Origin of the sequence: Sporomusa sp. KB1 (assembly GCF_007830295.1) — a bacterium.
Lineage (GTDB): Bacteria > Bacillota > Negativicutes > Sporomusales > Sporomusaceae > Sporomusa.
Genome location: NZ_VLKC01000001.1, coordinates 347,782 through 373,460 on the forward strand (window position 1 = coordinate 347,782; position 25,679 = coordinate 373,460).

Below are 25,679 nucleotides of genomic sequence, written 5' to 3' on the forward strand. Positions count from 1 at the left end.
TGATGCGAAAACGCACCTGCTTTTTCTGCATACACTATTATGATATGCACTTCCTTGGTAACGGGTGAAGTTCCCGTCAGGTACTACTAGGCAGCTGTGCTTGTAGCCGCTTTTCGTCTTGCCCTCTTAAGTCCATTCAGCTAAGGCCTCTCTGTTGCGATTTCACCACCCGCAACTCTCTGTAAGTGACCAGCACAAAACCTACTCTTCTTAATCATCGGTTTTAATATATATCTTATCAGCTACAGTATAAGCTTCCGAAAATATTTTGTCAATTATTTCTTATTTTCTTAAAGATATCTACTATTTTTAGTGATATCTTTGAAAATATTATACATCTTTCTCAGTCGTTTTAAGATCTTTATACAAAAATAACGCTGCATAAACTATATAAATAGCATAAATCTACGAACTGATAACAGCCAACCAGTTTCCGTCTATTTTGTTATGCCGGTGTAGTAATTTACCAGTTCTTGATAGGATTTCAGTTCAGCGGAACCAGTTTCGGTGAGACAATATACCCCGCGGGCGGTCCGCTGAAACCAATGATAATAATTATTCTGCAGAATTCCGGCTGTTTTATTAGCGTCAGTTCCAAGTTCTTTGAGCTGCTTCACGCTTAGCGAACCGTATTTGAGCAGTAATGCAGCAATATGAATGGCAATTTCCCTATATGCAGTTACTATTTTTTTGCCGGTGCTGCCGCCGGTATTAAAGTCTCCATGCCGTCTGGAAAATTCGTCCAGTAATTGCTTTCTTTTCCGCTTGGCTGACCGCCTGCTTATCTCCCTGTTAAAAGGTTCCGGCGCCAGGGCCTCTTCGACAACTACCGGTGTTTTGCCGTTAGTGACCAGCAGCAGGCCAATTTCAAGCCGTCGCAACAAATGGCATATATTCCGCCACTTTACGGTCAATAAGACTTTATTGTTTTTTGGCACTGCTATATATACAATATCGGCAGTACGCTGTCTTTGCACCGCCTGTAATATGACTTCAAGATTGACTCGCAGCTTCATTTCAATAACCAGGAGAATACCGGCATTGTTGATTGCCGTGACATCGCAGTAACTAATTTCACCTTTAACGGTATAGCCCTGCCTGACAAGATAATCCCGTACCGGAATATACAGATCCTCCTCCCGGTTGATTATTGTTGTTTTATCCATCATACACCCCGAATTTTCATACAAGTTGCGCTTCCCCAGGATTAAAGGCGACCTTAATATGCATCCCTACTGATAATCTGCCGATAACTTTCTCTCTTTGAACACGCACTGTCAAAGGCAACCCTTGTGCCTCTACCATAATGCGATACATCCCAATTCCTGGCACTATCTGTGAAATAACACCTCCCATAACTACCCATGGCTTATCCTGATAGGCGAACTGTTCATCGCATACATACAGACAATCTCCTGGCAGGCAACAGACCGTCGCCGCCAGAATAACTTCTCCCGTCCAGGCAAAACGCACACCGTTAACCAGTTTCACAAAAACGGCATCAGCCTGTTGCTCCACCTGACAAGGAACGATATTATCCATTTCGACCAAACTGGCAATTGCCTTATTCACCGGGCGGCGCAAGATTTCTTCCGGCTTATCATCCTGTACGATACAACCTGCCTGCAACACCAAAGCCCGCGCAGCAAAATACAGTACATCGTTAAAATTATGACTGACTAACAGTACTGTAGTACCACGTTCCATAGCCACCTGCCTTAGTTCAGCCAGCAAGGTATTGCGGGTAGGCGAATCAAGAGCGGCAAACGGTTCATCTAACAACAATAGTTCAGGTTCATAAACCAGGGCACGTGCCAAACAAACCCGCTGCGCCTCTCCTCCAGATAAATTCCGGGCCCTTCTTGTAACCAAGTGAGTACAATGAAAAGCCTCTAACGCCCTATTTACTTTTTCTTTGATTATGCTAGGAGACATGCCACGAAACTTTAACGCCAATGCCACATTATTAAATACAGTATCATCTAATAACATTGTCTCTTGAAAAACCATCGCACATCGGCGGCGTAGCGTCTGTTTGTCAGCTCTGTCAACATCTTCTCCGAATAAATACATCTTCCCCACTTTAGAGGACAAATGCATATTAATCAACTGCAACAGCGTACTTTTGCCTGCACCATTAGGCCCGACTACAGCAATAATCTCACCTGCCGATATTGACAATGCTTCAATATTTAATATCTGGCGCTTATTACGAAAAACTTCTATATCAGCTATTTTCAGCACTGTTTGCCTCATACAATTTCCCGCTTTCCATCGTTTTGCATATAGGTCAGCAAAGCGACTATCATATAAGCAACCATCAGCAAAACAAAACTGAAAGCCAGTGCCATGTCGTAATTACCTTTGCTAACTTCCATAACTGTGGCTGTAGTCAGCACCCTTGTCTCGCCTTTAATATTACCACCGACCATCATCGATGCTCCTACCTCTGAGATCACGCCGCCAAAACCGGCCATTACTGCTGCTAATAAACCCATTTTAGCTTCTTTAATTAGTAACCAATTAGCCTGCCACTCGGTAGCGCCCAGTGAAAGTAGCTGAAACCGTAGTTTAGGATTGAGTCCACTAAGCGCCGCAAAACTTAAGCCAGCTACAATAGGACTGGCAATAACAGCCTGGGCGATAATCATCGCCCAGACCGTATACATCAAGCCTAGCATACCCAATGGTCCGTATCTCCATAAAAACAAACTCACAACTAACCCTACTACCACTGGTGGCAGCCCCATACCAAAATTGATAAAACTAAGGCACAGTTTTTTTCCCGGAAAGTCTTTTAAAGCTAACCATAGACCCACCGGAATTCCTACCCCCACACTAATCAGAGTTGCCCAACCAGATACTTTGATAGTCAAAAGGGCAACATCATAGACCTCAGCATCACCATTTACCAAAAGATATAGCGCTTGGAACAAACCTGAAAATATACTATCCATATATAACTATTCCTTTCGCATGCTCAAGGCACAAAACAGAGTGAAACCGTTGCCTTTGAGCTTATTTTTTCCGCACCTTTCCTCAGAAAAGCATAAATTAACAGCACGTTCCCAAATTCTATGGTGATCAAATATAATTTGTCATAAAAGGTTTTTTTATGTTACTATTTTATCAAATTTTCAAATAAAGGTATACGGGTTCTCACCTAAAAACATATATTTTGCCCCAGCTTAGCCATCATCCCTGTTGGCAGCCCCATATCCATAGCAATCGCATAGATGTGTCTAGAGCGAGTATACAAGTGAACTTGTTTCAACATAGCTGAAACATCGGCAGGTTCAGGTGGGGAGTCTACCCCACCTGAACAAACGCCGCCTGCCGAGGCGGGAGTCTTAGTTCACCGCAAAAAATAAAGCGTCAATTCCTGTAAAACCAGGCAATTAACGCTTTTGGTAATTGGGAATAGCATACAATCGCATCTTATTATATAGAGTTTTTCGAGATATCCCTAATTCTTTTGCTACTCGACTAACATTGCCAGCAAATGCATCGAGCTTACTAATTATCTTATCTTTCTCCGTAAATTCCGCTATCTTCTTCCGCTGTTCCCTGCTAAAAATAGTGTCATTTGGTTGTGGGACTGCTTGTTCCCTGAGCGAAGATGGTGCATAAAACACTTCAGGTAAATGCCCCACAGTAATAACTCCATTTTCCGCTAAGCAGGCCGCGTGTTCGATCACGTTTTGTAGTTCTCGAACATTACCTGGCCAGTGATATCTGTTTAAATAAGCAATGACTTTGAATTCCACAGAATATTGGCAACCCTGTTCGCGGCTCAACTTTTCTAAAAAATGTTCAAAAAGCGGTTGTATATCTTCACGCCGCTCCCGCAACGGCGGAATAATGATCGACAACACATTTAATCTATAATAAAGATCAAGCCGAAAGGCTCCTTTTTCTACTTCTTCCAACAGATTTTTATTGGTTGCACAAATCAAACGAATGTTAATCGGGATCGTCTTATCGCTGCCAATTCGCGTTACTTTTCTTTCTTGTATCACTCTAAGTAAGGCGATTTGCTGTTCGAATGGCATGTCCCCGATTTCATCCAAAAAAAGAGTTCCACCAGAAGCTAGTTCGAACTTCCCCGGTTTACCGCCCCGTTTTGCCCCTGTAAAAGCCCCTTCATCATAGCCAAATAGCTCACTGCCAATTAGCTCCCGGGGGATGGCCCCGCAATTGACAGCCACAAATGGTCCATTATGCTTGGCACTTTGATTGTGAATGGCTTGGGCAAATATTTCTTTACCTGTACCACTTTCACCAGTCAGCAAAATATTTGATGTAGTAGTCGCAGCCCGTGTAGCAACATGGATAGCTTCGCAGATTTGAACACTTTTTCCAACAATATCGTTGAACTGTAACGTGGCAGAGTTGCCAATAAAACGATTAACCATATTTTTCACTTGTTTGAGCGATCTGAGGAAAATGATGCCGCCAGTTACCACGTCTTGCTCATTAATTATCGGCTCACGAGAAGCTACACACTGACATCCGCCCCCCTGGATATTCACTGTTATCTCGACATCGTGATAACTTTTACTAGCAGTTAGCATTTCCCCTGATCTACTGTCAAATAAGCGCTTAAGTTCTATTCCTAAAATATGTTGTTCCGACTTTCCGAGCATAGCCTTAGCTGCCGGATTTATTTCGATTACAACCTCATTGTTATCAACTAACAGCACGCCATCGGAAACGGTATTTAAAAAATTGGTTACTCTTTTATTAAGCAAAATCAATTCACAATTTTTTTGCCAAATACTTAACTGCGCCGTAATAGCTTCAGCAATAACTGCTACCATTCCGAGTGTATGCAAATGGGACGCATGAGACGCGTGAGATATATCTAAAACACCAATAATCCGTCCATTTGAATCATAAATCGACGCTGCCGAGCAGGCAAAAGAATGAATTTTTTTGCAATAATGCTCCGCACCTGATACCTGAAGTGGTTCTCCCAACTTGATCACTGTTCCAATGGCATTAGTCCCTACATCTTCTTCCCGCCAGCTAACGCCAGGATAAAAGCATCTAGTCATTGGATTATGCTTATTATCTTCGTCGCATAACATTTCAAGAATACAGCCATTTTCGTCAGTTAATACAATTATAAAGCCGGATCCTTTAAAAAATTTATAAAGCTTAGACATAAAGGGTTTTGCGATCTGAATAAGTTTTTCTTTTTCTTTCAAAACCTTATGCAGGTCCAAAGCATCTAACTCGTGGTGAATTTGATCATCATAAGGATCTACTCCCTCATGATAGCACCTGTCCCACGACTCAATAATCTGTTGACGAGCTTTGCACGTATCGGGATTACCTGTCTGTAAGAATTTTTCCCATTCCATATAAACAGGGTCCATCATAGGCAAAGCAATAATCGTCATACAAATCACTCCTTTCTTGTTAGCCATTCACCTGTCGCAATAATCATCAATACACCAACTAAATCCCCTTTGTTCAGTAAGATAAGACTTGGCTTGTGCCAAGTCCCTTAGGACGCCAGTAAGAAGCCTTTGTCGTTCAATCCAGGAAAAGCTAACCTTTTCCTTTTGACCAGAAAGCCGGGCTTAAGCCCGGCTTTACATGTCTAGAAATTAAATACTTCGTCGATTTCTTCGTCTGTGAAGTCCCAGGTAGTGTTATGTGGTGCACATTCTTCCTCAAAGAACTCCGGCAAGCGGTCATCGGCATTGGTAAAGCCGGCCCGATGGTTGAAGCCGCGCTCAGCCTTGAGAACAGATTTTCCGAGCTCAGTAACATCGTCAGCGGTAAGGGACAGACCGTACTGGGCATTAATCATATCAATCAACGCCTGGAAACCATCGGGAATATCCAGGATAGCGAAAGCAACAAACAGGCACATACCGGTGCTGTCAACAGCGGCAGTGGCAATTTGCAGGTTGCGGGACAGTTCGATATTACCCTCTTTTTTCAGCGGGTCGACATCGCCGCCGATCTTGAGGATATTGGTAGCAACCGCATAACCGGACGTATGGTCAGCGCCCATCGGAGTGGTAGCGTAGGTCAAACCTACACCCTTAACCGCACGCGGGTCGTACGCTGGAATTGCCTGGCCCTTGACGACAGGAACCCTGGAAACGCCATAGACGCGTCCTACGGTTGCTGCACCACAGCCGAGAATCCGGCCTTGGGGAGTTCCCTTGCGAATTTCTTTAATCAGTTCCATGGCAGCCTTGCCATCGCCCCAGGGAATGACACCGCCTTCCATATAAACACCAATGGCAACAGTGATATCAATAGAATCTACACCAACATCATCGCATTCACGGTCGGCATAGGCAATAAGGTCAAGGTCATTAATTTTGGCGTTGGCGCCAAGAGCCCAAATAGTCTCATACTCAAAACCGCTGGTAATATATTTGCCTTGCTTATCAACATAGTGCTGGGAGCAACGCATGATGCAACCGGCATGGCAGCCGTGGCTAGGTTTACCACCGCGGGCTTCCATGGTTGCAGTCATGGTTTCGCCGCCGATGTCATTGGCCCATTCGTTCCGGCCACGACGGAAATTTTCAGTAGGCAGACCGCCGGCTTCGTTCAGAATGTTGACCAGAATGTTGGTACCATATTTGGTTATACCCTGACTGGTGACCGGGTGAGTTGTAAGGGCTTTGGCAAATCGCTTGGCAGCACTCTTGAAATCCTCGCGATTAACAATGGGAACACCGGGAGCGCCAGTATCATCGATAACAACCGCTTTTATCTTCTTGGAACCCATGACAGCGCCCAGGCCGCCGCGGCCAGCGCTGCGGATATTGCTTTCAGGATCGGCAAAGGAAATGTTGGCTGCCGAAAGCTTCATTTCACCGGCCGGACCAATGATGGCCACACCGGCTTTAGCACCGTATTTTGCCTGCAGGACTTTAATGGCTTCGTAGTTACCCATGCCGATGGTTTCAGCGGGGGCATCTTCAATGGTCACATCATTCATTGTAATTTTGACGATGAAATACTTATCTTCTGCCGGAATTCCTTCAAACACAATTGCCTTAATGCCCATTTTGGCCATCTTTTGACCAAACGTGCCGCCAGTGTTACTTTCTTTGATACCACCGGTTAACGGGCTCTTAGCGCCACAGGAAAGCCGGCCAGAATTGGCGGCGTTGGTACCGGTAAGATAGCCGGGTGCAAAAATCAATTTGTTGTTTTTCCCCAGTGGATGACAGGTTGGCTTCACTTCGTCGGCAACGAAGTTGGAAGTAAGCGCACGGCCTGCTATGCCGGCGTACTTCTCGGGAACTTCGCTGGTAGCAACATTTTTCGTTGCCATGTCTACACGGATAAACTTACTCATAAAAAACCTCCTCAACAATTATGATTTTATATAAAAAGAGATGCTAAAAATATTTAGTAAACTATTTTAGTAAATATTTTTTAGAACCTCTTCTTTAATTTTTCTTCAAAGGGTGTCCACCAGAATAAGAAATAAGCACGTAAACAACAAAAAAGGAAGCCCGTGTTACGGACTTCCTTTGCGTAATGGCAGGCGCAAAAATTCCTCTTCGCACCCTGTTTACTATCACCTGGCTGGCGATAGCAACTCGGAACTCTTAATAATGTATATATTTGCTCCATACTTTAAGATTCCTGCAAGGGGAAAATTTTTTTTTTAAAGAAGATTTCTAATATATACTTACCGAGTAATACTTTTTGCAGGAATTTAGTTGGTATAAAGAGAATATATCCTATCAAGAGTTCCGAGTTACTATCGTCAGATCGGCGATAGTAAACAGGGTATGAGAAGGAATTCTCATACCAGCCATTGCGCAAAGGAAGTCCGTTAACTCGGGCTTCCTTTTTGTATTTTGCCTAATTATTAGAGAAAATGTGCTTTCTGTTGATTTTTGGTGGCATCAACGGAAGCACACAAAAGAAACTACGTTCAAATTTGCATAATATAATATACTACTGGAGGTTGGAAAATGGCCGAAAAGTTAGAAGTGGCTCAGAAAAAGTTGTTAAATCTAGTTCAACTTATGCCGACAGAGATGGTAGAGTTAAGCGAAAGCTGGCGGAGGGTATTGGCTGAAACCATAGTGTCTACTATGGATTTTCCGCCGTTTGACAGGTCTCCTTTGGACGGTTATGCGATCGTAGCCAAAGATGTGGAGGGGACTGTACCTGGCAAATCGGTAATTTTGCGTCAAGTGGATTATGTCCCCGCAGGGGAAGTTCCACATCATAATATTATATCAGGAACGGCTTGCCGGATTATGACTGGAGCCCCTCTGCCGCCTGGAGCTACTGGCGTTGTACGTATTGAAGACACAATTGCAGATGGTGATAAGATCATTATTTTGGATGGTCATGGGGCAGAAAAAAATATTTGTTTCCAGGGTGAAGAGATTTCATTCGCTGAAGAGGTAATCTCTGCCGGTACGGCGATAAATGCGGGAGTAATCGGCATGCTGGCAGTGTTGGGAAAAGCGCAGGTATGTGTTTTTCGTAAGCCGCTGGTAGCGATTATTGCCACCGGCAGTGAAATTATTCCTGTAGATTCTCAGTTGACACCTGGAAAAATCCGCAATTCCAATAGTTACATGCTTAGTGCTCAAGTAGCGGATGCCGGGGCAAAAACTGTCCTTATGGGCAATGTGTTAGATAATGTAGATGAAATAGCTCTGGTGCTAGAGAATGCGTCTGCCTGTGATGTTGTAATTACGACAGGCGGAGCCTCGGTAGGTGATCACGATCTGATTGGCGAAGTGTATGAAAGACTCGGGATTACCTTATTGTTTGACAGAGTAAGCATTAAACCGGGAATGTCGATGCTGGCTGGTATAAAAAACGGCAAGCTTTATCTTGGATTATCTGGGAATCCGGCAGCAGCAGCTATTTCATTCGAACAGTTAGTTAGGCCAATATTGATGAAGATGTGCGGCCATAAGTCATGGTGGCGGCCACGGGTAAGAGCGGTATTAGCCTCTCCGTTTAATAAAAGTACAGGGGCAAAACGTTTTGTTTGGTCGCATTGCTGGCAAAAAGATAATGGTATTTTAGCGGAACCTTTACGCCTGCAAAGTAATGGTATGCTGAAATCAGCAATGGTTGCCAACTCACTTATTGTAATTCCGGAAAATACTCCTCCATTGCCGAGCGGAAGCGAAGTCGAGGTTATTTTGCTAGTCAATGCTTAACCGAGTTTAAATATAGTAACAGGTTACCCAATACTTCTTGCATTGGGCAACCTGTTATACTGTCAACTTTTTTAGGAGTAAAGTTAATTGTTATCCTGATGCTTCCCATAAAAGCCCAGATGTATACGGTATGGACCAGGACAGCCCGGTGGTACAAAAGCTACCCGGTCGCCTGCTTGTATAAGATCATTCATAGACTGAGCACGACCATTGATAAAAATTATTTCAATTTCATTTAAAGGAATCTCTAATTTCTCAGCTAGCTCAGTTCCCGAAATTGGCCTTTCAATCTCAAGAATTAAAGGCATGGGCCAGTTCTTTTTCTTGAAGATCGCACTCAATTGAATAAAAGCCCTGACCTCAATGCTTTTTTCTTGTTCTGACATATGTATCCCCCCTTTTTTATAATAATTTAATTAGCTTCCTTAAGCATTGATTCTGTATCACTTTTGCTTTCGCTGGTCACAATAATCTAATCCACACCATTAACGCGCCCCTTACTACCTCTCTAAATTGTGTCACTCACACCTTCCTTCTTCTCGTATAATCCCTGAACAGATTTGACGTTCAATGAAACTCATTTCTGTGTTATTTACTGCAGTGAGGAGATAGGGTAAAGCTTCCGTCACTAGCCCGTGCTTTTCTTCGGGAATCGAATTCAATATCTGTTCGAAGTAATTCTCCATATTACTATTGATTACTTCAACCATCTCATTCCCCTTTTCGGTTAATGTAATCTTCATATATCGTCTATCCTCTTTATCGATTTGCCTTGCTACCACTCCAGCGTTGACAAGATTATCGACCGTACGGCTCATGGTACTTTTATCGAGAGTAAGTAACTCTGATAATTCATTTAGCGATAAACACTTCGACTTGCCAATCTCCACCAAGGTTTGGCATTGCGCAACCGTAATCCCACAACAGGAAGCGTCTGCCTTTTGTAACAAGCCCAGCTTCCGCACACAGGTCCTAACAATGTCCCGAAAAATTTCGGCGATATTCGCATCTGCCAATATAATTACCTCTCTCATTTTGTCTTTTTAACTTAATTTGATGCTGCTATTATTTGTTGACAGACATTGGCTATAAATTCTTGTTTAAAAATTGGGGATATACCGCACTATACAATTCTATATATTGCTAATTAAATTGTAACATAAAACAGTTTGATATCACAACTGTGTTTGATTGTTTATAAACCAAAACAGGCACCGTTTTAAAAACGATACCTGTTTGCATAAAATACACTATCATTTCAAACGGGAGCCTTAACTCGCCGCAAAAGATAAATCTTACTTAAGCACCATCATTTCAGTAGCTTTTACCAAAGCCGTAACTTTGTCTCCGGGAACGAGGTTCAAGTCTTCAACAGAATCTATCGTAATGGCAGCTACCAGTTCGGTACCTTTATAATCCATGACGATTTTAGCCATAACAGTTCCTTTAACAACCTCTTTAACAGTAGCTTCTAACTTGTTTCTTCCGCTGATTTTCATTGTACAACACTCCTTATTTTTAAATTTTGGAAGCTCTTCCTGTAAATAAAATAACATATTATTTGGCAAAAATCAATAAAAAAATCCAAATTTAATCAAATTCAACTAAATTTAAATAATATAATGATATATCTCAATATATCTACGTGTATCTATTAATTAAATCAATTATCTATGTCATTTACTACTTTGAAATAATGGCTGTGTTAGCTATTGTCGGTGGAAGTTGCCAGCACGGACATAAAGTCACTCTTTTGGGAGATGTTGGGACTAACTGTCTTTAGCATAAGCTAACAAAAACACAAAAGCTTCCTACTAATAAACCCAAAAGAGAGCTAACAAATTAGGTAGCTCTCTTTTTGATTCTTACATTCACTATATGAAACTTTACTGAAATTATTTATACTTCGGCATGCTACAACACTTTTCTCTAGATAAGGTACAATAAGTTTCGCAAATTGAAATACGGCTAAAAAAGAGGACAAGTTTGCAGTTCCCCGGTAAAATGAAGTCACCACACACCATTTACCGAAAGGGGAAGAGCAAACATGTCCAAAGAAATTATACAGTTGAATGAAGAAATCATCAAGGTAGAACTGAAGGAACTGGTGCGTAGCAGCGTGGAGGAAACGCTCAATAACTTGCTGGATCAGGAAGCCAAAGACCTAACCCAGGCGGCCCGATATGAGCGTACTGAAACCCGTCAAGGTTACCGCTCCGGTCACTACGACAGGCGGTTGACTACTACCTCCGGCGATGTCACGCTGAAAGTTCCCAAGCTCAAGGGCATTCCTTTTGAAACCGCCATTATCGAACGCTATCGCCGGCGGGAAAGTTCCGTAGAAGAAGCGCTCATCGAAATGTATCTAGCTGGCGTATCCGTCCGGCGAGTGGAAGACATCACCGAGGCTCTGTGGGGCAGCAAGGTATCGCCGTCCACCATCAGTGAGTTGAATAAGAAGGCCTATGTCCACATTGAAGAGTGGCGCAGTCGGCCGCTGCAAAGTGGTAAGTATCCCTATGTTTACGTCGACGGCATTTACTTACGCCGCAACTGGGGCGGTGAATATGAGAATGTGAGCGTATTGGTGGCGATTGCCGTCAACGAAGACGGCTACCGTGAAGTGCTGGGAGCGGCCGAAGGCATGAAAGAAGACAAAGTCAGTTGGCTGGAATTCTTCAAATGGCTGAAAAGCCGCGGTTTAACAGGCGTCCAACTGATCATTGGTGATAAATGCCAAGGGATGCTGGCAGCGGCAAATGAGGTCTTCCCCCAGGCCAAATACCAGCGCTGCACTGTTCACTTTTACCGCAATGTCTTTTCAGTTGTTCCCCGCTCCAAGGTCAAAACGGTTGCGAAAATGCTCAAAGCGATTCATGCGCAGGAAAGCAAGTCCGCTGCCCGGGAAAAGGCGGCACAGGTAGCAAAAAGCTTGCGCGACATGAAACTCAAAGAAGCGGCGGCCAAAATCGAGGAAAGCATCGAGGAAACGCTTGCTTATGCCGACTTTCCCGGCGAGCACTGGACAAGAATCCGGACTAACAATGTGATTGAGAGACTCAACCGGGAGATCAGGCGGCGAACCAGGGTCGTGGGTGCTTTCCCGGATGGGCAGTCCGCTCTGATGCTGGTCTGCGCCCGCCTTCGCCACGTTGCTGGAACCCAGTGGGGCAGTAAAAAGTATATGAATATGAAACATCTAGAAAATACCGACCCTGAGTCGGATTTTAGTGATGACTGATTTTACTACCTAGGACTGCAAACCTTTTTGCGAAACTTTCTTGACACTACCTTTCTCTACTGAATAGGAAGGAACTGCAGCAGTGACCATCTGTTGGATGGTCAGGGGAATGTTAGTTTTGGACACCAGCCGACAGAGAGACAGTGTTAAGCCCCCTTATCCCCGCCTTACCGTTTCCGGCGTTCCATTAGGATATCATAAAACATCTTCTTTTCAGTAATTGTTTTAATTATGCCAGGCTTTTCTTCTTCCATGGCTATTTGCAATTGTTCTTCTAAACTAGCGATTTCTTTACGTAATTCCATTTCTGGTGGAAGCGATCCTGAGTTTCTTAAAGCCAAAAATGCCGCCCGTTGCTCCGGGGGAATAAATCGCAGATCGACAAGTTTTTGAGCTTTTCCCTTACCGGGTAAGTCATCAAAAGCCCCCTGGTCAATTGCCTTTTTAATGTTTCGCTCTATTATCCGGCTTATCCTGTCCATCGTTCATGTTTCCTCCCTGGATTTAATCCAAAAGCCACCACACCGCATAGCGTTCCTAGCGTTATTCAAGAATTACCCGGCCTTCATCCCCATCAACTGTAACGATTTGGCCATCTTGAATAGCCTTCATAACACCTGGTACGTTAATTACTGTTGGGATCCCATATTCTCTGGCAATAATTGCTCCATGCGAAATATATCCTCCAGTTTCCATTATCACAGCACAAGCTTTCAAAAACAGAGGAGTCCAACCTGGGTCGGTAGAAGGGGTCACCAGAACCTCACCCGGCTGCAGCTTGTTTCCCTCGCCAGGATGATTGATCAAGCGGGCTGTACCAGTGGCTTTATCAGCTGCCGCTCCCACGCCCTGCAAGTAATTGCCTGAGGGAATAATAGCAGGCTGCGAGCGCGTTGCCTTATCACCCTGGATACTGTCCGGAGGGATGAGCAACTCATTGGCTTTATGAGTTGCAGGAAGTCAAGGAAGAGCAATCCATTTGGTGCAGAAGGCCAAAAAAGCCAGCAAAGGTAATTTTTCAACCTCTAACCGGCTTATTTTCTCTCTATTTAAATATAGTTTTTGTACAATTGTGGAGAATGAAGCCGCGGAAAGCACAGGAGGGTAACCTTTTCGCGTTATCTAATGATACGACTCGCCGAACCGGGTATGCTGCAGTATTCGACAAGGGCTTCAATGAGTACATCAATATCGCTTTTACTATTCATAGGCGAAAAGCTGATTCGTAGTGCACTGTCGGCCAAAGCGCGGCTTAATCCAAGCGATTCCAACACTGAAGGACCTCGGGCATGATTGGATTTACATGCTGCCCCGCTGGAAATATAAATACCCTTACTGTCAAGATAATATACGACCGTTTCATTTTTTATCCCCGGCAAAGAAAAATTTACGATATGGGGTGCACCCTGGTTATTTGAATGTAAAACCGCACTGGGTATTTTATCAGCGATGGCCCGGATGCAATAATCTCGAAGCCCGGTCATATGCAATATATCCTTGCGCAAATTAGCAAAAGTTACCCGTGCCGCTTCACCGAAAGCGGCGATAAGCGGAGAACTTTCTGTCCCTGAACGCAGGCCGCGTTCTTGCCCGCCACCGAACATAGTAGTATACATATTTATACCCTTTTTCACATAAAGAGCGCCAGCACCCTTAACACCATGTATTTTATGCGCACTAATACTGATAAGATCGGCTCCAATGCCAGCTGCGTTGAAGGGTATTTTCCCAAACCCCTGCACAGCATCGCAGTGCAGCAACGCCGGGGAATGTTTTCGCTTAATTATTGCTTTTATTTCATTTATGGGGAAAATAGAACCTATTTCATTATTAACCATCATAGCACTTACCAGTACGGTTTGTTCATTAATCGACCTTTCCATAGCTTCCATATTTAGCTTACCTCCAGGTGCTGAAACATACTCCACCTCCCAGCCCTGTTTTTTCAGATTCCGTATCGTTTTAGTTACGGCGGCATGCTCAGCTTCAGTGGTTACTATTCGTTTGCCACGATTGGAATTGGCTAAACAAGCACCAATTATGGCGAGGTTGTCGGACTCTGTGCCGCCAGAAGTAAAATAAATTTCTTCAGGCGTTACATCAAGTGCATCAGCAATATTTTGACGGGCTTTCTCAATTTCGAACTTACTTTTCACCCCTAGCCGATGTAATGACGACGGATTTCCGTATACCTCCGTGAGCATGTTCACGACCTTTTCCGTTACCTCCGGATATGGCCTAGTGGTTGCGCTATTGTCCAAATATATCTCTGGCACTTTTCTTCCTCCGTTCTTTTCACTATTTCCAAGCCTACCTAGTGTTGCTATATTATTATGGACAAGCTATAATTCTTCTGGCCCAAAGGCATTCGGCGCACGACGGGCTATTGGCCCAGCAATCCATTTCATTACTATCCGTATAATTACACCCGTCAAGCATCCTGCAATCTGTACAAGAAGGAAAGCGATAATCATTAACAGTCTGTCTAAAATTAACATAACCGGAATCCATCCATATTTCTCGCAATGTTTTTTCATTGACATTTCCTAAATAACACGGGTACATTTGTTTTTGTCTACCATATACATAACACTGATAAGTATGCATTAGTGGGTAACAGGGACTAACGTTTCCCTTATGGTTGATACATAAAGACTTGTCCTGTACAAACTTACAGTACCGTTCTGTTCTTAATTTCATATTGGACATATTAGCCTTAAGAGAAATTAGCAAGGATTCATAAGAGTGACAACCAAACATAGCACCCGTGTCATCAGTATCGTAGACGATTTCGTCCTTCATGGATTCATGATAAGGCAGCAAATTGGTTACGATAACTTGGCTGGCTTTTAAATCCCAGGCCATGCGGATTAACTTAGGCAACCGATCAAAATTCTTCTTCATGGCGACAAACTCAATTCCAAGTTCCGGTTTTTTAGTCCTCCTTTCCCGCTTCATAGCCTGTAAATTTACTATATTGCTATAAACGCTCTGAAAGTTAGCCCCTTGCCGAATTTCATTATATTCTTCCTCTTCAGGGCTATCGAGAGAGGTAAACAAAACATCTACTTGAAGGCCTATTAATTTTTGAATAACTTCTTCCCGTAGAAAGGAACCGTTGGTGATCATTTCCACATTCAAGCCAAGTTCCTTCACAGCCTTCAGCATGTCAAAAATCCTAGGATGCAGCAAAGGTTCACCAAACCCGCCAAAATGAACCGACTCCAGGTCCGGCAATTCTTTTAGGCTATTTAGGATTTTCTCAAAGGTGCTCCATTCCATATGTGTCAATTCATCCTGCCAGGAACTACGAATACACGTTATACAGGCAAAATTGCATTTGGTAGTAACCTCAATATATACTCTTTTCACATCCTGTATCAGCGTAATTAGCCGATATCCACTATCAGTAGGAACAAATAACACTTCTTGATCCGTATCCAAAGAAACGGGTAATTTTACATAACCATCCTTAGCAATCTGAACTTTTTGACCTACCGGCAAAACTTGGTTTATTGTCTTCTTAGATGTTTTTTCCATTTTTCCCTCCCTAAATGAGATTACTGGGGCTTTGGATCATATATTACTGCTGCTTTTTTATGATTATAATCAAATTTATACATGTACGCAATAAAACGTTTACTGTTTTATCTAATTGCCACATCCGCAATTATTTTCTCTGTACTTTTTAGCCGCGCTAAATCTTTTTGTTGTAACTCGCCCCCCTACCAAAAAAAAGCCTAGAACTGAAGTCTAGGCGAATATAAAGCACACATATTTATAAAATAAAAAGCCTGCAAGCACACGGCATCTTGTGATAGTGGCCGTGTGTTTATTTTTTAATAAAATACAGTTTTTTCCGGCAATGTCCATTTTCCGTGGGCCGGGCATCCAGTATAATAATAAGTAATTATGTATTTTTTCCGCTACACTCGGAGGTTACCGGATGAAACCTTTGCTGCAAAGATTAGAAACCACATTTTTCCGGCCTGAACTGGATTTCCGCGTACGGCTGTTTAACCTGCTCGCCATGGCAGGAACCGTCATCAGCCTTCTTGCGATAGTGTTCTCACTGCTGGCTGCCGGCGGACCTTTTATGGCCGTACTCAATTTGTTCATTGCCGGACTTTCCTTCGGACTGCTTCACTATTCCTACACCAGCGGACAATACCAACGGTGTTATCTGATCAGCATCCTCTTTATCTTTTTTATGGGATTTGCCTGTCTCTTCGTTTACGGCGGAGGGTACCGGAGCGGCCTTCCTTCGTTCTTCATTTTCGGCATCGTATTTACCGTATTTATGTTGGAAGGACGGAGGATGATTGCCGTCACCGTTCTGGAACTGCTGTTTTACACCGGACTGTGCGTCTATGGGTATTATGTACCCGGGCATGTTGTCTGGTTTGAGACCGAAGGGCAGGTGCTCGCGGATGTCATCATAGGGTTTGTTTCCGTCAGCGTTGCGCTAGGTATCACGATGCACCTTAGCTTCCGCATGTACAACAGCCAGCAGCGGCAGCTGGAGCAAGCCCGGGAAGAGGCTATCCGGGCTAACCAGGCAAAAAGCATGTTCCTTGCCAGTATGAGCCACGAGATCCGCACGCCCATCAATATCATGCTGGGTATGAATGAGATGGTTCTGCGGGAAAATCCCTCCGCGGAGATCATCAGCTATATCGCCCGTTCTCAGGATGCCAGCCAGATGCTGTTGTCCCTCATCAACGATATTCTGGACGTTTCCAAAATCGAGTCCGGCAAAGTGGAGCTTTGGGAGGAAGCCTATTTTACCGATGACCTGGTGCAACAGTTGATACAGATGGGCAGGGAGCAATCGGAAAAAATGGGACTCTCCTTTTCCGCAGAGGTTTCCGGGTTGCCTGCCATGCTCTTGGGGGATACCCTTCATATCCGTCAGATTGCCGCTAATTTTTTGAGCAATGCCGCGAAATACACTGAATCCGGTTCGGTCAGGCTCTCCGTCACCGGAACGGAACTGCCTGGCGAAGACGGCACCTTGCTTTCCATCGCAGTGACGGATACGGGCATAGGCATCCGTCCGGAAAACATTGACTTCCTGTTTGAGGCGTTCACCCGCAGCAAAGCGGCCCGGCATCTTAAAATCGAAGGCACCGGCCTTGGCCTCGCCATTGTCAAGGAATTGGTAACCCTAATGGGCGGCCGTCTGTCTGTGCAAAGCGAATATGGCTACGGCAGCACCTTCACTGCTGAAATTCCCCAGCGTTACGTTGCAGAGGCGCCTGATTCCACGCGCAAGTCCGCCGTCCCCCTGACCGAGCAGAGCTTTTTCGCCCCCCAGGGACGAATTCTTGTTGCGGACGACAATGAAGGAAATTTGGATGTGGTAACATCGCTGTTGGCCCGGACCCTGCTGCAAATCGACACCGCGCTGAGCGGTCGGCAATGTCTTGAGTTGGCATGCCAAAACCATTACCATGTCATTTTGCTGGATTACATGATGCCGCAGTTGGACGGCATCGAAACCTTGCACAGACTGCGGCAAATGAACTGTCACACTCCCGTCATTGCGCTGACCGCCGATGTTACCGCCGGAACGCGGCAGAAGCTTCTGAACGTGGGCTTTTCCGGCTATCTCGCCAAGCCTGTTCCCTGGACCAAGCTGGAGCAGACCCTGCTGTCCTTGTTACCGGAGCAGCTGGTGACGCACACAACCGTCGGCGTTGGACACACCTGCCCTGATACGGCAGAGGAACTCCGGCAGCAGCTGCAGAAATATGATATCTCTTTAGAAGCCGGGCTTCAGTATCTGAGCCAGAGTCTGCCCCAGTACAAAACCATTTCCAGACTCTTCCTCACGCACACCGGGCAGACCGCAAACCGTCTTACCCGGCTTGCCGAGGCGGGCGACCTCCCGGCGCTTTCCCACTCCGCCCATTCGCTCAAAACCCTTGCCCGGCTCCTCGGCGCCGAGGAGCTTTCCGCCATTGCCCGGCGGATTGAGCAAAAATGCTGCCGCAGAGAAACAAAGTACATGCAAACCGCGCTTCCGCTCCTGCTCTATGAACTGGAAAACGTCCGCCAGGGACTCGCGCAGCTCATGGACCCGGACGGAACTGCATCCGCCAGTGATCTTCCCGCTTCCCTTCCCCCTGATAAAAACCTTGCCGCATTGATTGCCTGTGTGCAGACTCACATTGCCGGCTATCACTGCACAGAAAGCCGGCAGGCGCTGTCGCTGCTGCTCACGCTGGAGCAAGACCCGGGCCGCAGGCGGCTTCTGGAGCAGGCCCGCGCGGCTGTGGATGACCTCAGTTTTGAAGACGCCGAGGCGCTTTTCCAGCAATTCTGCAATAGACGGACAAGAGAGGAGGTTCCCCGTGAATTCCAAAAATAAGATCTTTGTCGTGGACGACGACATCACGCTGCTTAAAGTCATGGAGGAGCTGTTAATGGAATATTATGAGGTGAGCCTTGCCAAATCAGGGCACCAGGCCGTCCGCTTCCTGGAAAAGGGCGGACAGCCAGACCTGATTTTGCTGGATATCGACATGCCGGACATGGATGGTTTTGAAACTCTGCTGAAGCTGCGCGCCGTAAAGTCTGAGACAGAGGTGCCCGTCATCTACCTGACCGGCCTGTGCAATTCTGACAGCGAGGCTTACGGCCTTTGTCTGGGCGCAGTGGATTACATCAGAAAACCCGTGGTCAGGGATGTGTTGCTGGCCCGCATCTCCCTTAACCTAACCCATGCCCAAAACCGCCGCCAACTGGATATGCTGAAGAAAAACCAGGCAGGCATCGGCGGATTCCAGCCCGATAAACTGCTGCAAATGAAGCAGCGTCTGACAAAAACCGAATTCGCCGTTGCCACACTGGTGGCACAGGGATATACCAATGAAGAAGTCAGCCGGATGCTAAACTATTCCCCCGCCTATGTGAAAAAGGTGGTGTCCAGGGTGTTCGACCGGCTGGATATCGGCAAACGCAGCGAGATAAAACCCTTTTTTATCTGAGGCAATAATCCTGAAAGAATGCTGCTTTAAAATACAGGAAAATAATCGGAATATGAAATGAGAAAAAAGATGAACCGGCAGGATAAAAACTGAGAAAGTTTTTAATTGCCAGCTCATCTTGAAATGCAACTCGCCAGGAAACTTCGAAGTAATCAGGGTTTCCAATAAACGGCGCCGTCGTTTTCCACATACCACCGGTCAAGGGACACCTGACGGCGGTTGCTGCCCGGCGGACAATTTTCCCCGTCGTAATATTTAAAGGATTCTTTAATTACCGTCCGTTTTATCGGGTCAGTGCCGTAGCCGCCCCAGGATGCCTCACTGGTATAGGCATGGATATAGACGGAATTTTTCTTGGTTGAACCGGAAAAATTCAGCTTTCTGGTGCTATTGGGGTTGACCTTATACCAGCCTCTTGTTACCCATTTATTGGACGAATCCTCAAAATATACGATTGCCGTCCATATGGTATCAGAATAAGGATTTTCCATGTTGATGTTGATTGCTTCCGCCCGCTGCGGGACAATAACCACCGCCAGCAGAATAAATAAACCAAGTAGGATTTTGGATACGCTTTTTCTCATTACACTTCACCTCTTCATTAAAATCAGGTATGGAAGCTAGCCGGACTTTGAGTTTTTCGGAAAAATATAACGCCTGGGTGTTGTAAACGGCTGTCTGCGGCAAATAATTCACTCCTTGTCGAGGCTCTCCCTTCCTCTTTTTTCAACTATATACTGACAGGGCTAAAAAAAATAGACCCGAAAAGTTTCCTTTGCGTCAAGGCAAAAAAAAAGACGCCTGGTCGGTAAGTGCAGCAGGGCAGGCTTACGATGGGCGGCCGCGGCAGGAAACGAATCATGCTTTCCTGCTTCCGCAACTCCTACGCAGAAAGCTAACTGTGCAGTACCCATCGTTGCTGCACCACCGATAATAGTGCCAACGATAGTGCCGGAAACGATTGTCACACCCGAAGAGCGGCTCCCTATACTAAAATCGTCTGCAGATTTTACTTTGCGCGCTGAATATAATCCAAGAAATAGGACAAACATCATAGATATTATCAAACTCAATAGCAGAATAAAGGTTAATTCCATCGTTATATTCCTCTCCTTGCGACAAGTCTTGAACATATCTAATTGACCAACGATAGGCTTTCTCACTACGATTATATCAAAAATAATGTTATACTTATAATTCTTGGGACAAATTGAGAATACTGTTAAGAAAATAAGGGAGTACGATGCGGGTGCTCGCGGCACCTTGGCAGAAGGCAAAAAAGTACCCAGCTTAATGCTGGGCCAGAGAAGGTGATCCTATAAATTGGAATTTGACATATAAATTATATATCTTTATGGCTGTAATTTCAATCATACTTTTTTCAACTTTCTTTGTAGTTTTGTTGTACTTCCAAAAGCCACCTGCTGAATTACGGCCGATATTTCCCTGACTTGGAATAAAACTTCCCTTATTTGTGAGACTATAAAAGTCAATAAATATTAGAATATTTAAAAGGTATTTTATGGTTAAACAACGAAGTGATATCTTTATTACCTATTATTGTAAGACTCTTGGGGAGGTTTTTATGAATACTCATCCTAACGGTTGCCCAACTTCGGCATCTACGCAAAATACAAAACCAAATTTACAAGACAACTTTTTGAATCAAGCAAGAAAGGAGAATATCCCCGTTATTATTCATTTGGTAAATGGCTTTCCGGTAAAAGGTATCGTCAGGGGATTCGATAATTTCACTGTTACCTTGGAAAATGAAGGTAAACAACAACTCGTATACAAGCATACTATTTCCACTATATTACCGCTTAGGCAATTTTCCTATAATTAATAAGCTTATGAAATGCATACATATATCATAAAAAACACGGCTTTATGAGATCGCCGTGTTTTTTATGATTAATTGAATTATTCGAGATATCGACAGTAAACCAATACCTCCGGCCCTTTAAGTAACGAATCCTTGTGACGTTTTTTCGCTGTTACCAATAATACGGTTCCCACCCAGTGTTACACCATTGTCGCAATCGTTCCTATAATAGTCAAAGTTAGTTTTATTCAAACAAATAACAGGTCATTGATAATGAACCCAACGTACACGAGTCATTAAAAATTATAATCCTGTCTTCTTTCTTTGAAGCACCTATACTATAAAGAAGCGGGTAAAAATGTTCATAAGTAGAAAATGCCATTTCAGCAGACTTTCCTGCCGACTTATAATTTACGACATTCTGGAACTGCCTGTTGATTATGTTTTCCTTAATATAGCGATCAAATTCCATTGCCCATGGATGTCCGCCTTCTATTTCCCAATTAATTTTGGCAAGATTATGCACAACATTCCCGCTGGAAAATATTAATACTCCCTTTTCACGCAAGGCGCTTATTTCCTGACCTATCTTAAAATGAGTTTCTGCACTCGCACTGCGGTCCACGCTTAGCTGGCAAACAGGGATCTCCGCTTTAGGATACATCTTATGTAGTACGGACCAAGTACCATGGTCAATTCCCCAATTATTATCAATTTGCACGTTCCTACTTATCAAACGCTTTGTCAAATGAGCCAACTCAGGCGCGCCTGGAACGCTGTAATCCACCTTGTAAAGCTCGTCCGGAAAACCGTACATATCATAAATTGTTTTGGGCCTTGCAGTATCTGCAACTCTTATCCCATTTGTGTACCAATGGGCGGATATTGCCAAGATAGCGTCCGGTTCTGGAATTTTTCGGGCTATTTCTTCCCACCCTCTTGTATAGACATTATCCTCAATTGCATTCATCGGGGACCCATGCCCTATAAACAATACCGGCATTTTTTGTGTGTCAGACATATTCATTACCTACCTGAATTAATATTTTGAATTCCTTTGTTCCAGCTCTATTTATAGTACTAATCGCGAACCATTATTTTAATTTCCGTATATTATTAACAAAGAACTTGCTAATTTTAATACTATCAACGTTTAATAAATTTGTTTTCTTCAAGTTCCTTGAAAGCTACATTTAGTTCTTCTCTTGTGTTCATAACGATTGGACCACCCCATGCAATCGGCTCCCTAAGAGGCTGCCCAGACATAAGCAAAAACCTTATTCCATTATCTGACGCTTTTACCCGGAATTTACGCCCTTCATTAAATAATATGGCATGCTTTGCCGAAATAAACTCATCGCTGGCCGAACCAAAGGTCCCCTCTCCCTGCAAAATATAAACAAACACTGTTGCATCTTCTTCTGTATCCAATGACCACTCAACACCCGGATTTACTTCCACATCCAAATACAAAGGCTTAACATAGTCACCTTCCATTGCTCCAGTTTTTCCGTTATAGCTTCCAGCTATAATGTGTATCTTCCGCTCACCCTCATCGATAATCGGGATATCAGCCTTTGCTATTCCATGATATTTGGGAACAACCATTTTATTTTTTGCTGGCAAATTGAGCCACAGCTGAACTCCAAGCATCCTTTCACTGGGCTTTGGCATTTCCTGATGAATAATCCCGGCTCCTGCAGTCATCCATTGACATTCTCCATCCAAAATACTCCCCTGATTTCCAAGACTATCCTCATGTTCAATATTCCCCTGTACGAGATATGTTATTGTTTCTATTCCTCGATGTGGATGCCAAGGAAAGCCCTTGACATAATCCGTAGGATTAACAGAGTCGAAAGCATCCAACATGAGAAAAGGATCAAAATCTTCTGTATCACTATGACCAATAACTCGTACCAACCTTACACCAGCACCATCTACTGCCTTTTCTCCCGTTATAATCTTTTTAACAGTACGTAAATGATTAGCCATAATAAACTCTCCTATATCCCTTTTTTATTTAAATAATAATTTTTATTATTAAACAATTTTTGTTACCATTGTTTAGGTTTATTATAATGCAGAATATGGATTTCGTCAATGTATCATATGCATAGTCAATTCCGCAAATTGTTTTCTTTGTAGTTTTTAAACTATTAAATTCCAGCATTGACTTAAGTTTTCGTTTTATAAACCGATGAGTTTTTGCACCTGAATCCGTGATTGCATCACGAATTCATTTCTTCATCTCTGCCTTATTTAACTTACGGTTTGCATTGCAGAACATAAATATACGATTTGCAACATCGTTTACAGCATAATAAAAAACCGTCTGAACATACATTTATACACTTATGTATATTGTTGCCCAGACGGTCGACATCTTTCAAGAACTTGTACTTGGTGTGGTAAACTCCACTTAACCGTCAGTAGTACAAATCCAATATTTAACTTTGTTCCATAACAGTTGCTTGCTGTAAGTTCGTCCGCAGTAACACCCTGGTAACCCGCATGTTATCCACTTCTTCGATAACAAATTCATAGTCTGCATAATTTACTTGTTGTCCAATCCGCGGTGGCATTTCCACCCGGGCTGACATCCAACCGCCAAGCGTATCAACATCCTCGGCATCCAGGTCTAGTCCAAATACTTCATTGACTTCTTCAATGAGCAGACGTCCATCCACCGAGTTGACATGCTCTTCCCGCAGCTCAACAGCTGGCCGTTCCTCATCAAACTCATCCTGGATTTCGCCGACGATTTCCTCTAAAATATCCTCAACTGTCACCAGGCCAGCCGTACCGCCATATTCATCAATCGCAATCGCAATTTGTGCCTGTTTTTTTTGCATCAGTTTCAACAAATTACTAATCGGCATCGTCTCCGGTATGGCCATAATTTCCCGCAACATCTCTCGCAACCCGGGTGTCTCGCCCTTGGCCAACGCTGCCAGTAAATCTTTGATGTGCACAAAACCGATAATGTTGTCTTTATCTGGGTCGCAGACAGGATAACGAGTAAGCTGCTCGTTCAATGCTTTTTCCAAATTGATAGCAAATGAATCCTCGACATAGAGGCAGACCATATCGGTCCGCGGAATCATTACTTCATTTACATTCCGTTCGGCAAAATCGAAAATATTATCGACATACGTCAGTTCTGTCTGATTAATATATCCCTGCTGTTGACTTTCTTCCATCAAAATGCGGATTTCTTCCTCGGTGTGAGCAGCTTCATGCTCATTCGCCAAGCCAATTCCCACCGCCTGCAAAATCCAGTTGGTGATGCTATTTAATACCCAAATGAACGGATACATCAATTTATAAAACGCGATGAGTGGCACCGACGTCCAGATGGTTACGCTGTCAGCCTTTTGGATAGCCAGTGACTTGGGAGCCAATTCACCGAGAATGATATGCAACGCCGTAATAATCGAAAAGGCAATAGCAAAAGCAACCGTATGAATTATAGCTTCTGACAAACCGAAATCGGCCAGCACCGGTTTGATTAAATAGGCGATCGCTGGTTCACCAACCCAGCCCAGCCCCAGAGAAGCCAGTGTAATGCCAAGCTGACAGGCCGATAAATAGGCATCCAGATTGTCAACCATCCGTTTCGCATATTTCGCACGTGTGTTTCCCTCCTGCAGCAGCGTATCAATTCGCGTACTGCGCACCTTGACCATGGCAAATTCAGCAGCAACAAAAAACCCGTTTAACAGTACTAAAAACATTACTAGAAAGATACTCCACATAATAGACGCTGGGTCCAATCAATTCCGATTTTTCCAAAAAAGCCAGGAAAAATCGGCTCACCTCCTTTTTTATATCAATTAAAATTATGAGTCAACTCTTACATTACCCAAGTACCTGCTTTATGCAGCGAAAAAAGAGGTTGGCCTATGCTCAACCTCCTTTTGCTGTCAGCGGCCCAACCGCTGCGCCAGTTCCTGCAATTTTGCCGTCTGCTGAGCGGTAGTTTAAAATGCGGAGGGTTACTTCCCGTGCGCCATACATGTTGAGCACAATTTTATCACTAAACCAGTAACTGCCGAAATTCATGGCCACCGACACCAAGAACATGATCAGCATACCGTCCTTTCCGCCAAACCAGTTGCCAATCGCCAATAACAATCCCGTCAGTGTTGCTAGAAGAAGTACCGTTTTCAGACGGTTCATATAAAATTCTCCACACTCCTCATATTTTTTTGCTGTCGCATTACTACTTACTACGAATTTAGAGAGCAATCATGCGCTCTATTTCGTATTGATAATTATTATACAGGATGATACCTGTCCTTACAATTCCCTTTCCAACTTTGTCCAAACGCCCTTAGACGATCTGGCGCAATTGATCCACACTGAATCGCCACCAGTCATTCAGGCTTTGCCAGGCTTGTTCAAGCTTGCTTTTTCGTAATCAAACCGGCAATTTTGTT

General features: G+C 44.0%; 24 protein-coding genes, 1 riboswitch and 1 other annotated feature (1 of these 26 running past the window's edge). Of the genes, 6 read left to right on the top strand and 18 right to left on the bottom strand.

Annotation, left to right across the window (positions count from 1 at the left end; all coding sequences use genetic code 11):
* Positions 1 to 227, bottom strand: a binding site (T-box leader); it reaches 41 nt to the left of the window's first position.
* 210 nt (positions 228 to 437) lie between these two features.
* The 5 genes from SALPA_RS01485 to SALPA_RS01505 form a co-directional block, all read right to left on the bottom strand.
* Positions 438 to 1,169 carry a DUF2161 family putative PD-(D/E)XK-type phosphodiesterase gene (locus SALPA_RS01485; RefSeq protein ID WP_145089781.1) on the bottom strand — a complete coding sequence of 244 codons (732 nt, stop codon included), beginning with the start codon at positions 1,167 to 1,169 and terminating at the stop codon, positions 438 to 440.
* Positions 1,170 to 1,182: 13 nt separating this feature from the next.
* Complete coding sequence (locus tag SALPA_RS01490; protein ID WP_145088825.1) at positions 1,183 to 2,256, bottom strand: ABC transporter ATP-binding protein; 1,074 nt, start codon at positions 2,254 to 2,256, stop codon at positions 1,183 to 1,185.
* Positions 2,253 to 2,957, bottom strand: a complete 705-nt coding sequence (locus SALPA_RS01495) for an ABC transporter permease (RefSeq protein ID WP_145088828.1) — start codon at positions 2,955 to 2,957, stop codon at positions 2,253 to 2,255. The genes SALPA_RS01490 and SALPA_RS01495 overlap by 4 nt, the downstream gene beginning before the upstream one ends.
* 441 nt (positions 2,958 to 3,398) lie before the next feature.
* Positions 3,399 to 5,405, bottom strand: coding sequence for a sigma-54-dependent Fis family transcriptional regulator (locus tag SALPA_RS01500; protein WP_145088831.1), 2,007 nt, complete (start codon positions 5,403 to 5,405; stop codon positions 3,399 to 3,401).
* Positions 5,406 to 5,608: 203 nt separating this feature from the next.
* Positions 5,609 to 7,336 (bottom strand): aldehyde ferredoxin oxidoreductase family protein, encoded by a 1,728-nt coding sequence (locus SALPA_RS01505; RefSeq protein ID WP_145088834.1) that lies wholly within the window; start codon positions 7,334 to 7,336, stop codon positions 5,609 to 5,611.
* A gap of 628 nt (positions 7,337 to 7,964) precedes the next feature.
* Between SALPA_RS01505 and glp the strand changes: the two genes are divergently transcribed.
* A complete protein-coding gene (gene glp, locus SALPA_RS01510; RefSeq protein WP_145088837.1) occupies positions 7,965 to 9,179 on the top strand; it encodes a gephyrin-like molybdotransferase Glp in 1,215 nt (404 codons plus the stop codon).
* An 83-nt stretch (positions 9,180 to 9,262) separates the two neighbouring features.
* Here glp and SALPA_RS01515 read toward each other — a convergent pair whose 3' ends face one another.
* The 3 genes from SALPA_RS01515 to SALPA_RS01525 all read right to left on the bottom strand — a co-directional run bounded on the left by SALPA_RS01515 (position 9,263) and on the right by SALPA_RS01525 (position 10,678).
* Entirely contained in the window at positions 9,263 to 9,565 is a 303-nt protein-coding gene (locus SALPA_RS01515; RefSeq protein ID WP_145088840.1) for a MoaD/ThiS family protein, read from the bottom strand.
* 132 nt (positions 9,566 to 9,697) lie between these two features.
* Positions 9,698 to 10,213 (bottom strand): MarR family winged helix-turn-helix transcriptional regulator, encoded by a 516-nt coding sequence (locus SALPA_RS01520; protein ID WP_145088843.1) that lies wholly within the window; start codon positions 10,211 to 10,213, stop codon positions 9,698 to 9,700.
* Positions 10,214 to 10,474: 261 nt separating this feature from the next.
* Complete coding sequence (locus SALPA_RS01525) at positions 10,475 to 10,678, bottom strand: molybdopterin-binding protein (protein WP_145088846.1); 204 nt, start codon at positions 10,676 to 10,678, stop codon at positions 10,475 to 10,477.
* A 548-nt stretch (positions 10,679 to 11,226) separates the two neighbouring features.
* On the opposite strand from SALPA_RS01525, the gene SALPA_RS01530 reads away from it, so the two are divergent.
* Positions 11,227 to 12,420 (top strand): IS256 family transposase, encoded by a 1,194-nt coding sequence (locus tag SALPA_RS01530; protein WP_145088854.1) that lies wholly within the window; start codon positions 11,227 to 11,229, stop codon positions 12,418 to 12,420.
* A gap of 167 nt (positions 12,421 to 12,587) precedes the next feature.
* Here SALPA_RS01530 and SALPA_RS01535 read toward each other — a convergent pair whose 3' ends face one another.
* The 4 genes from SALPA_RS01535 to SALPA_RS01550 all read right to left on the bottom strand — a co-directional run bounded on the left by SALPA_RS01535 (position 12,588) and on the right by SALPA_RS01550 (position 15,960).
* Positions 12,588 to 12,902: a DUF1992 domain-containing protein gene (locus SALPA_RS01535; RefSeq protein ID WP_145088856.1), complete on the bottom strand. Its 315-nt coding sequence runs from the start codon at positions 12,900 to 12,902 to the stop codon at positions 12,588 to 12,590.
* 61 nt (positions 12,903 to 12,963) lie between these two features.
* Positions 12,964 to 13,266, bottom strand: coding sequence for a PEP-utilizing enzyme (locus SALPA_RS01540; protein WP_255450750.1), 303 nt, complete (start codon positions 13,264 to 13,266; stop codon positions 12,964 to 12,966).
* Between the two features lie 272 nt (positions 13,267 to 13,538).
* Positions 13,539 to 14,696, bottom strand: coding sequence for a cysteine desulfurase family protein (locus SALPA_RS01545; protein WP_186450852.1), 1,158 nt, complete (start codon positions 14,694 to 14,696; stop codon positions 13,539 to 13,541).
* Positions 14,697 to 14,751: 55 nt separating this feature from the next.
* Entirely contained in the window at positions 14,752 to 15,960 is a 1,209-nt protein-coding gene (locus tag SALPA_RS01550; RefSeq protein ID WP_145088865.1) for a tungsten cofactor oxidoreductase radical SAM maturase, read from the bottom strand.
* A gap of 406 nt (positions 15,961 to 16,366) precedes the next feature.
* On the opposite strand from SALPA_RS01550, the gene SALPA_RS01555 reads away from it, so the two are divergent.
* Both SALPA_RS01555 and SALPA_RS01560 read left to right on the top strand, forming a co-directional pair.
* Positions 16,367 to 18,793 (top strand): ATP-binding protein, encoded by a 2,427-nt coding sequence (locus SALPA_RS01555; protein WP_145088868.1) that lies wholly within the window; start codon positions 16,367 to 16,369, stop codon positions 18,791 to 18,793.
* Complete coding sequence (locus tag SALPA_RS01560; RefSeq protein WP_186450853.1) at positions 18,777 to 19,412, top strand: DNA-binding response regulator; 636 nt, start codon at positions 18,777 to 18,779, stop codon at positions 19,410 to 19,412. The genes SALPA_RS01555 and SALPA_RS01560 overlap by 17 nt, the downstream gene beginning before the upstream one ends.
* A gap of 152 nt (positions 19,413 to 19,564) precedes the next feature.
* Here SALPA_RS01560 and SALPA_RS01565 read toward each other — a convergent pair whose 3' ends face one another.
* Both SALPA_RS01565 and SALPA_RS29410 read right to left on the bottom strand, forming a co-directional pair.
* Complete coding sequence (locus SALPA_RS01565) at positions 19,565 to 19,996, bottom strand: DUF1036 domain-containing protein (protein WP_145088873.1); 432 nt, start codon at positions 19,994 to 19,996, stop codon at positions 19,565 to 19,567.
* A gap of 162 nt (positions 19,997 to 20,158) precedes the next feature.
* Positions 20,159 to 20,380 (bottom strand): hypothetical protein, encoded by a 222-nt coding sequence (locus SALPA_RS29410; protein WP_222427810.1) that lies wholly within the window; start codon positions 20,378 to 20,380, stop codon positions 20,159 to 20,161.
* Between the two features lie 617 nt (positions 20,381 to 20,997).
* On the opposite strand from SALPA_RS29410, the gene hfq reads away from it, so the two are divergent.
* Positions 20,998 to 21,258: an RNA chaperone Hfq gene (gene hfq, locus SALPA_RS01575; protein WP_145088879.1), complete on the top strand. Its 261-nt coding sequence runs from the start codon at positions 20,998 to 21,000 to the stop codon at positions 21,256 to 21,258.
* A gap of 223 nt (positions 21,259 to 21,481) precedes the next feature.
* Here hfq and ygiD read toward each other — a convergent pair whose 3' ends face one another.
* From ygiD to SALPA_RS01595, 4 genes are all read right to left on the bottom strand, one after another.
* The gene (gene ygiD, locus SALPA_RS01580) at positions 21,482 to 22,264 is read right to left on the bottom strand and encodes a 4,5-DOPA dioxygenase extradiol (RefSeq protein WP_370516694.1); all 783 of its coding nucleotides are present in this window, start codon (positions 22,262 to 22,264) and stop codon (positions 21,482 to 21,484) included.
* A 119-nt stretch (positions 22,265 to 22,383) separates the two neighbouring features.
* Positions 22,384 to 23,232 carry a pirin family protein gene (locus tag SALPA_RS01585; protein ID WP_145088882.1) on the bottom strand — a complete coding sequence of 283 codons (849 nt, stop codon included), beginning with the start codon at positions 23,230 to 23,232 and terminating at the stop codon, positions 22,384 to 22,386.
* Positions 23,233 to 23,599: 367 nt separating this feature from the next.
* Positions 23,600 to 23,684, bottom strand: a riboswitch (ZMP/ZTP riboswitch).
* A gap of 3 nt (positions 23,685 to 23,687) precedes the next feature.
* The gene (locus tag SALPA_RS01590; RefSeq protein ID WP_145088885.1) at positions 23,688 to 24,995 is read right to left on the bottom strand and encodes a hemolysin family protein; all 1,308 of its coding nucleotides are present in this window, start codon (positions 24,993 to 24,995) and stop codon (positions 23,688 to 23,690) included.
* A 151-nt stretch (positions 24,996 to 25,146) separates the two neighbouring features.
* Complete coding sequence (locus SALPA_RS01595; RefSeq protein ID WP_255450716.1) at positions 25,147 to 25,419, bottom strand: hypothetical protein; 273 nt, start codon at positions 25,417 to 25,419, stop codon at positions 25,147 to 25,149.
* 88 nt (positions 25,420 to 25,507) lie between these two features.
* On the opposite strand from SALPA_RS01595, the gene SALPA_RS29415 reads away from it, so the two are divergent.
* Entirely contained in the window at positions 25,508 to 25,660 is a 153-nt protein-coding gene (locus tag SALPA_RS29415; protein WP_222427811.1) for a hypothetical protein, read from the top strand.
* Positions 25,661 to 25,679 lie beyond the last annotated feature (19 nt).

Excerpts from the sequence above, each read along its gene's own strand:
- SALPA_RS01485 (WP_145089781.1), bottom strand. The coding sequence starts at position 1,169 with ATGATGGATAAAACAACAATAATCAACCGGGAGGAGGATCTGTATATT.
- SALPA_RS01490 (WP_145088825.1), bottom strand. The coding sequence starts at position 2,256 with ATGAGGCAAACAGTGCTGAAAATAGCTGATATAGAAGTTTTTCGTAAT.
- SALPA_RS01495 (WP_145088828.1), bottom strand. The coding sequence starts at position 2,957 with ATGGATAGTATATTTTCAGGTTTGTTCCAAGCGCTATATCTTTTGGTA.
- SALPA_RS01500 (WP_145088831.1), bottom strand. The coding sequence starts at position 5,405 with ATGACGATTATTGCTTTGCCTATGATGGACCCTGTTTATATGGAATGG.
- SALPA_RS01505 (WP_145088834.1), bottom strand. The coding sequence starts at position 7,336 with ATGAGTAAGTTTATCCGTGTAGACATGGCAACGAAAAATGTTGCTACC.
- glp (WP_145088837.1), top strand. The coding sequence starts at position 7,965 with ATGGCCGAAAAGTTAGAAGTGGCTCAGAAAAAGTTGTTAAATCTAGTT.
- SALPA_RS01515 (WP_145088840.1), bottom strand. The coding sequence starts at position 9,565 with ATGTCAGAACAAGAAAAAAGCATTGAGGTCAGGGCTTTTATTCAATTG.
- SALPA_RS01520 (WP_145088843.1), bottom strand. The coding sequence starts at position 10,213 with ATGAGAGAGGTAATTATATTGGCAGATGCGAATATCGCCGAAATTTTT.
- SALPA_RS01525 (WP_145088846.1), bottom strand. The coding sequence starts at position 10,678 with ATGAAAATCAGCGGAAGAAACAAGTTAGAAGCTACTGTTAAAGAGGTT.
- SALPA_RS01530 (WP_145088854.1), top strand. The coding sequence starts at position 11,227 with ATGTCCAAAGAAATTATACAGTTGAATGAAGAAATCATCAAGGTAGAA.
- SALPA_RS01535 (WP_145088856.1), bottom strand. The coding sequence starts at position 12,902 with ATGGACAGGATAAGCCGGATAATAGAGCGAAACATTAAAAAGGCAATT.
- SALPA_RS01550 (WP_145088865.1), bottom strand. The coding sequence starts at position 15,960 with ATGGAAAAAACATCTAAGAAGACAATAAACCAAGTTTTGCCGGTAGGT.
- SALPA_RS01555 (WP_145088868.1), top strand. The coding sequence starts at position 16,367 with ATGAAACCTTTGCTGCAAAGATTAGAAACCACATTTTTCCGGCCTGAA.
- SALPA_RS01565 (WP_145088873.1), bottom strand. The coding sequence starts at position 19,996 with ATGAGAAAAAGCGTATCCAAAATCCTACTTGGTTTATTTATTCTGCTG.
- hfq (WP_145088879.1), top strand. The coding sequence starts at position 20,998 with ATGAATACTCATCCTAACGGTTGCCCAACTTCGGCATCTACGCAAAAT.
- ygiD (WP_370516694.1), bottom strand. The coding sequence starts at position 22,264 with ATGAATATGTCTGACACACAAAAAATGCCGGTATTGTTTATAGGGCAT.
- SALPA_RS01585 (WP_145088882.1), bottom strand. The coding sequence starts at position 23,232 with ATGGCTAATCATTTACGTACTGTTAAAAAGATTATAACGGGAGAAAAG.
- SALPA_RS01590 (WP_145088885.1), bottom strand. The coding sequence starts at position 24,995 with ATGTGGAGTATCTTTCTAGTAATGTTTTTAGTACTGTTAAACGGGTTT.
- SALPA_RS01595 (WP_255450716.1), bottom strand. The coding sequence starts at position 25,419 with ATGAACCGTCTGAAAACGGTACTTCTTCTAGCAACACTGACGGGATTG.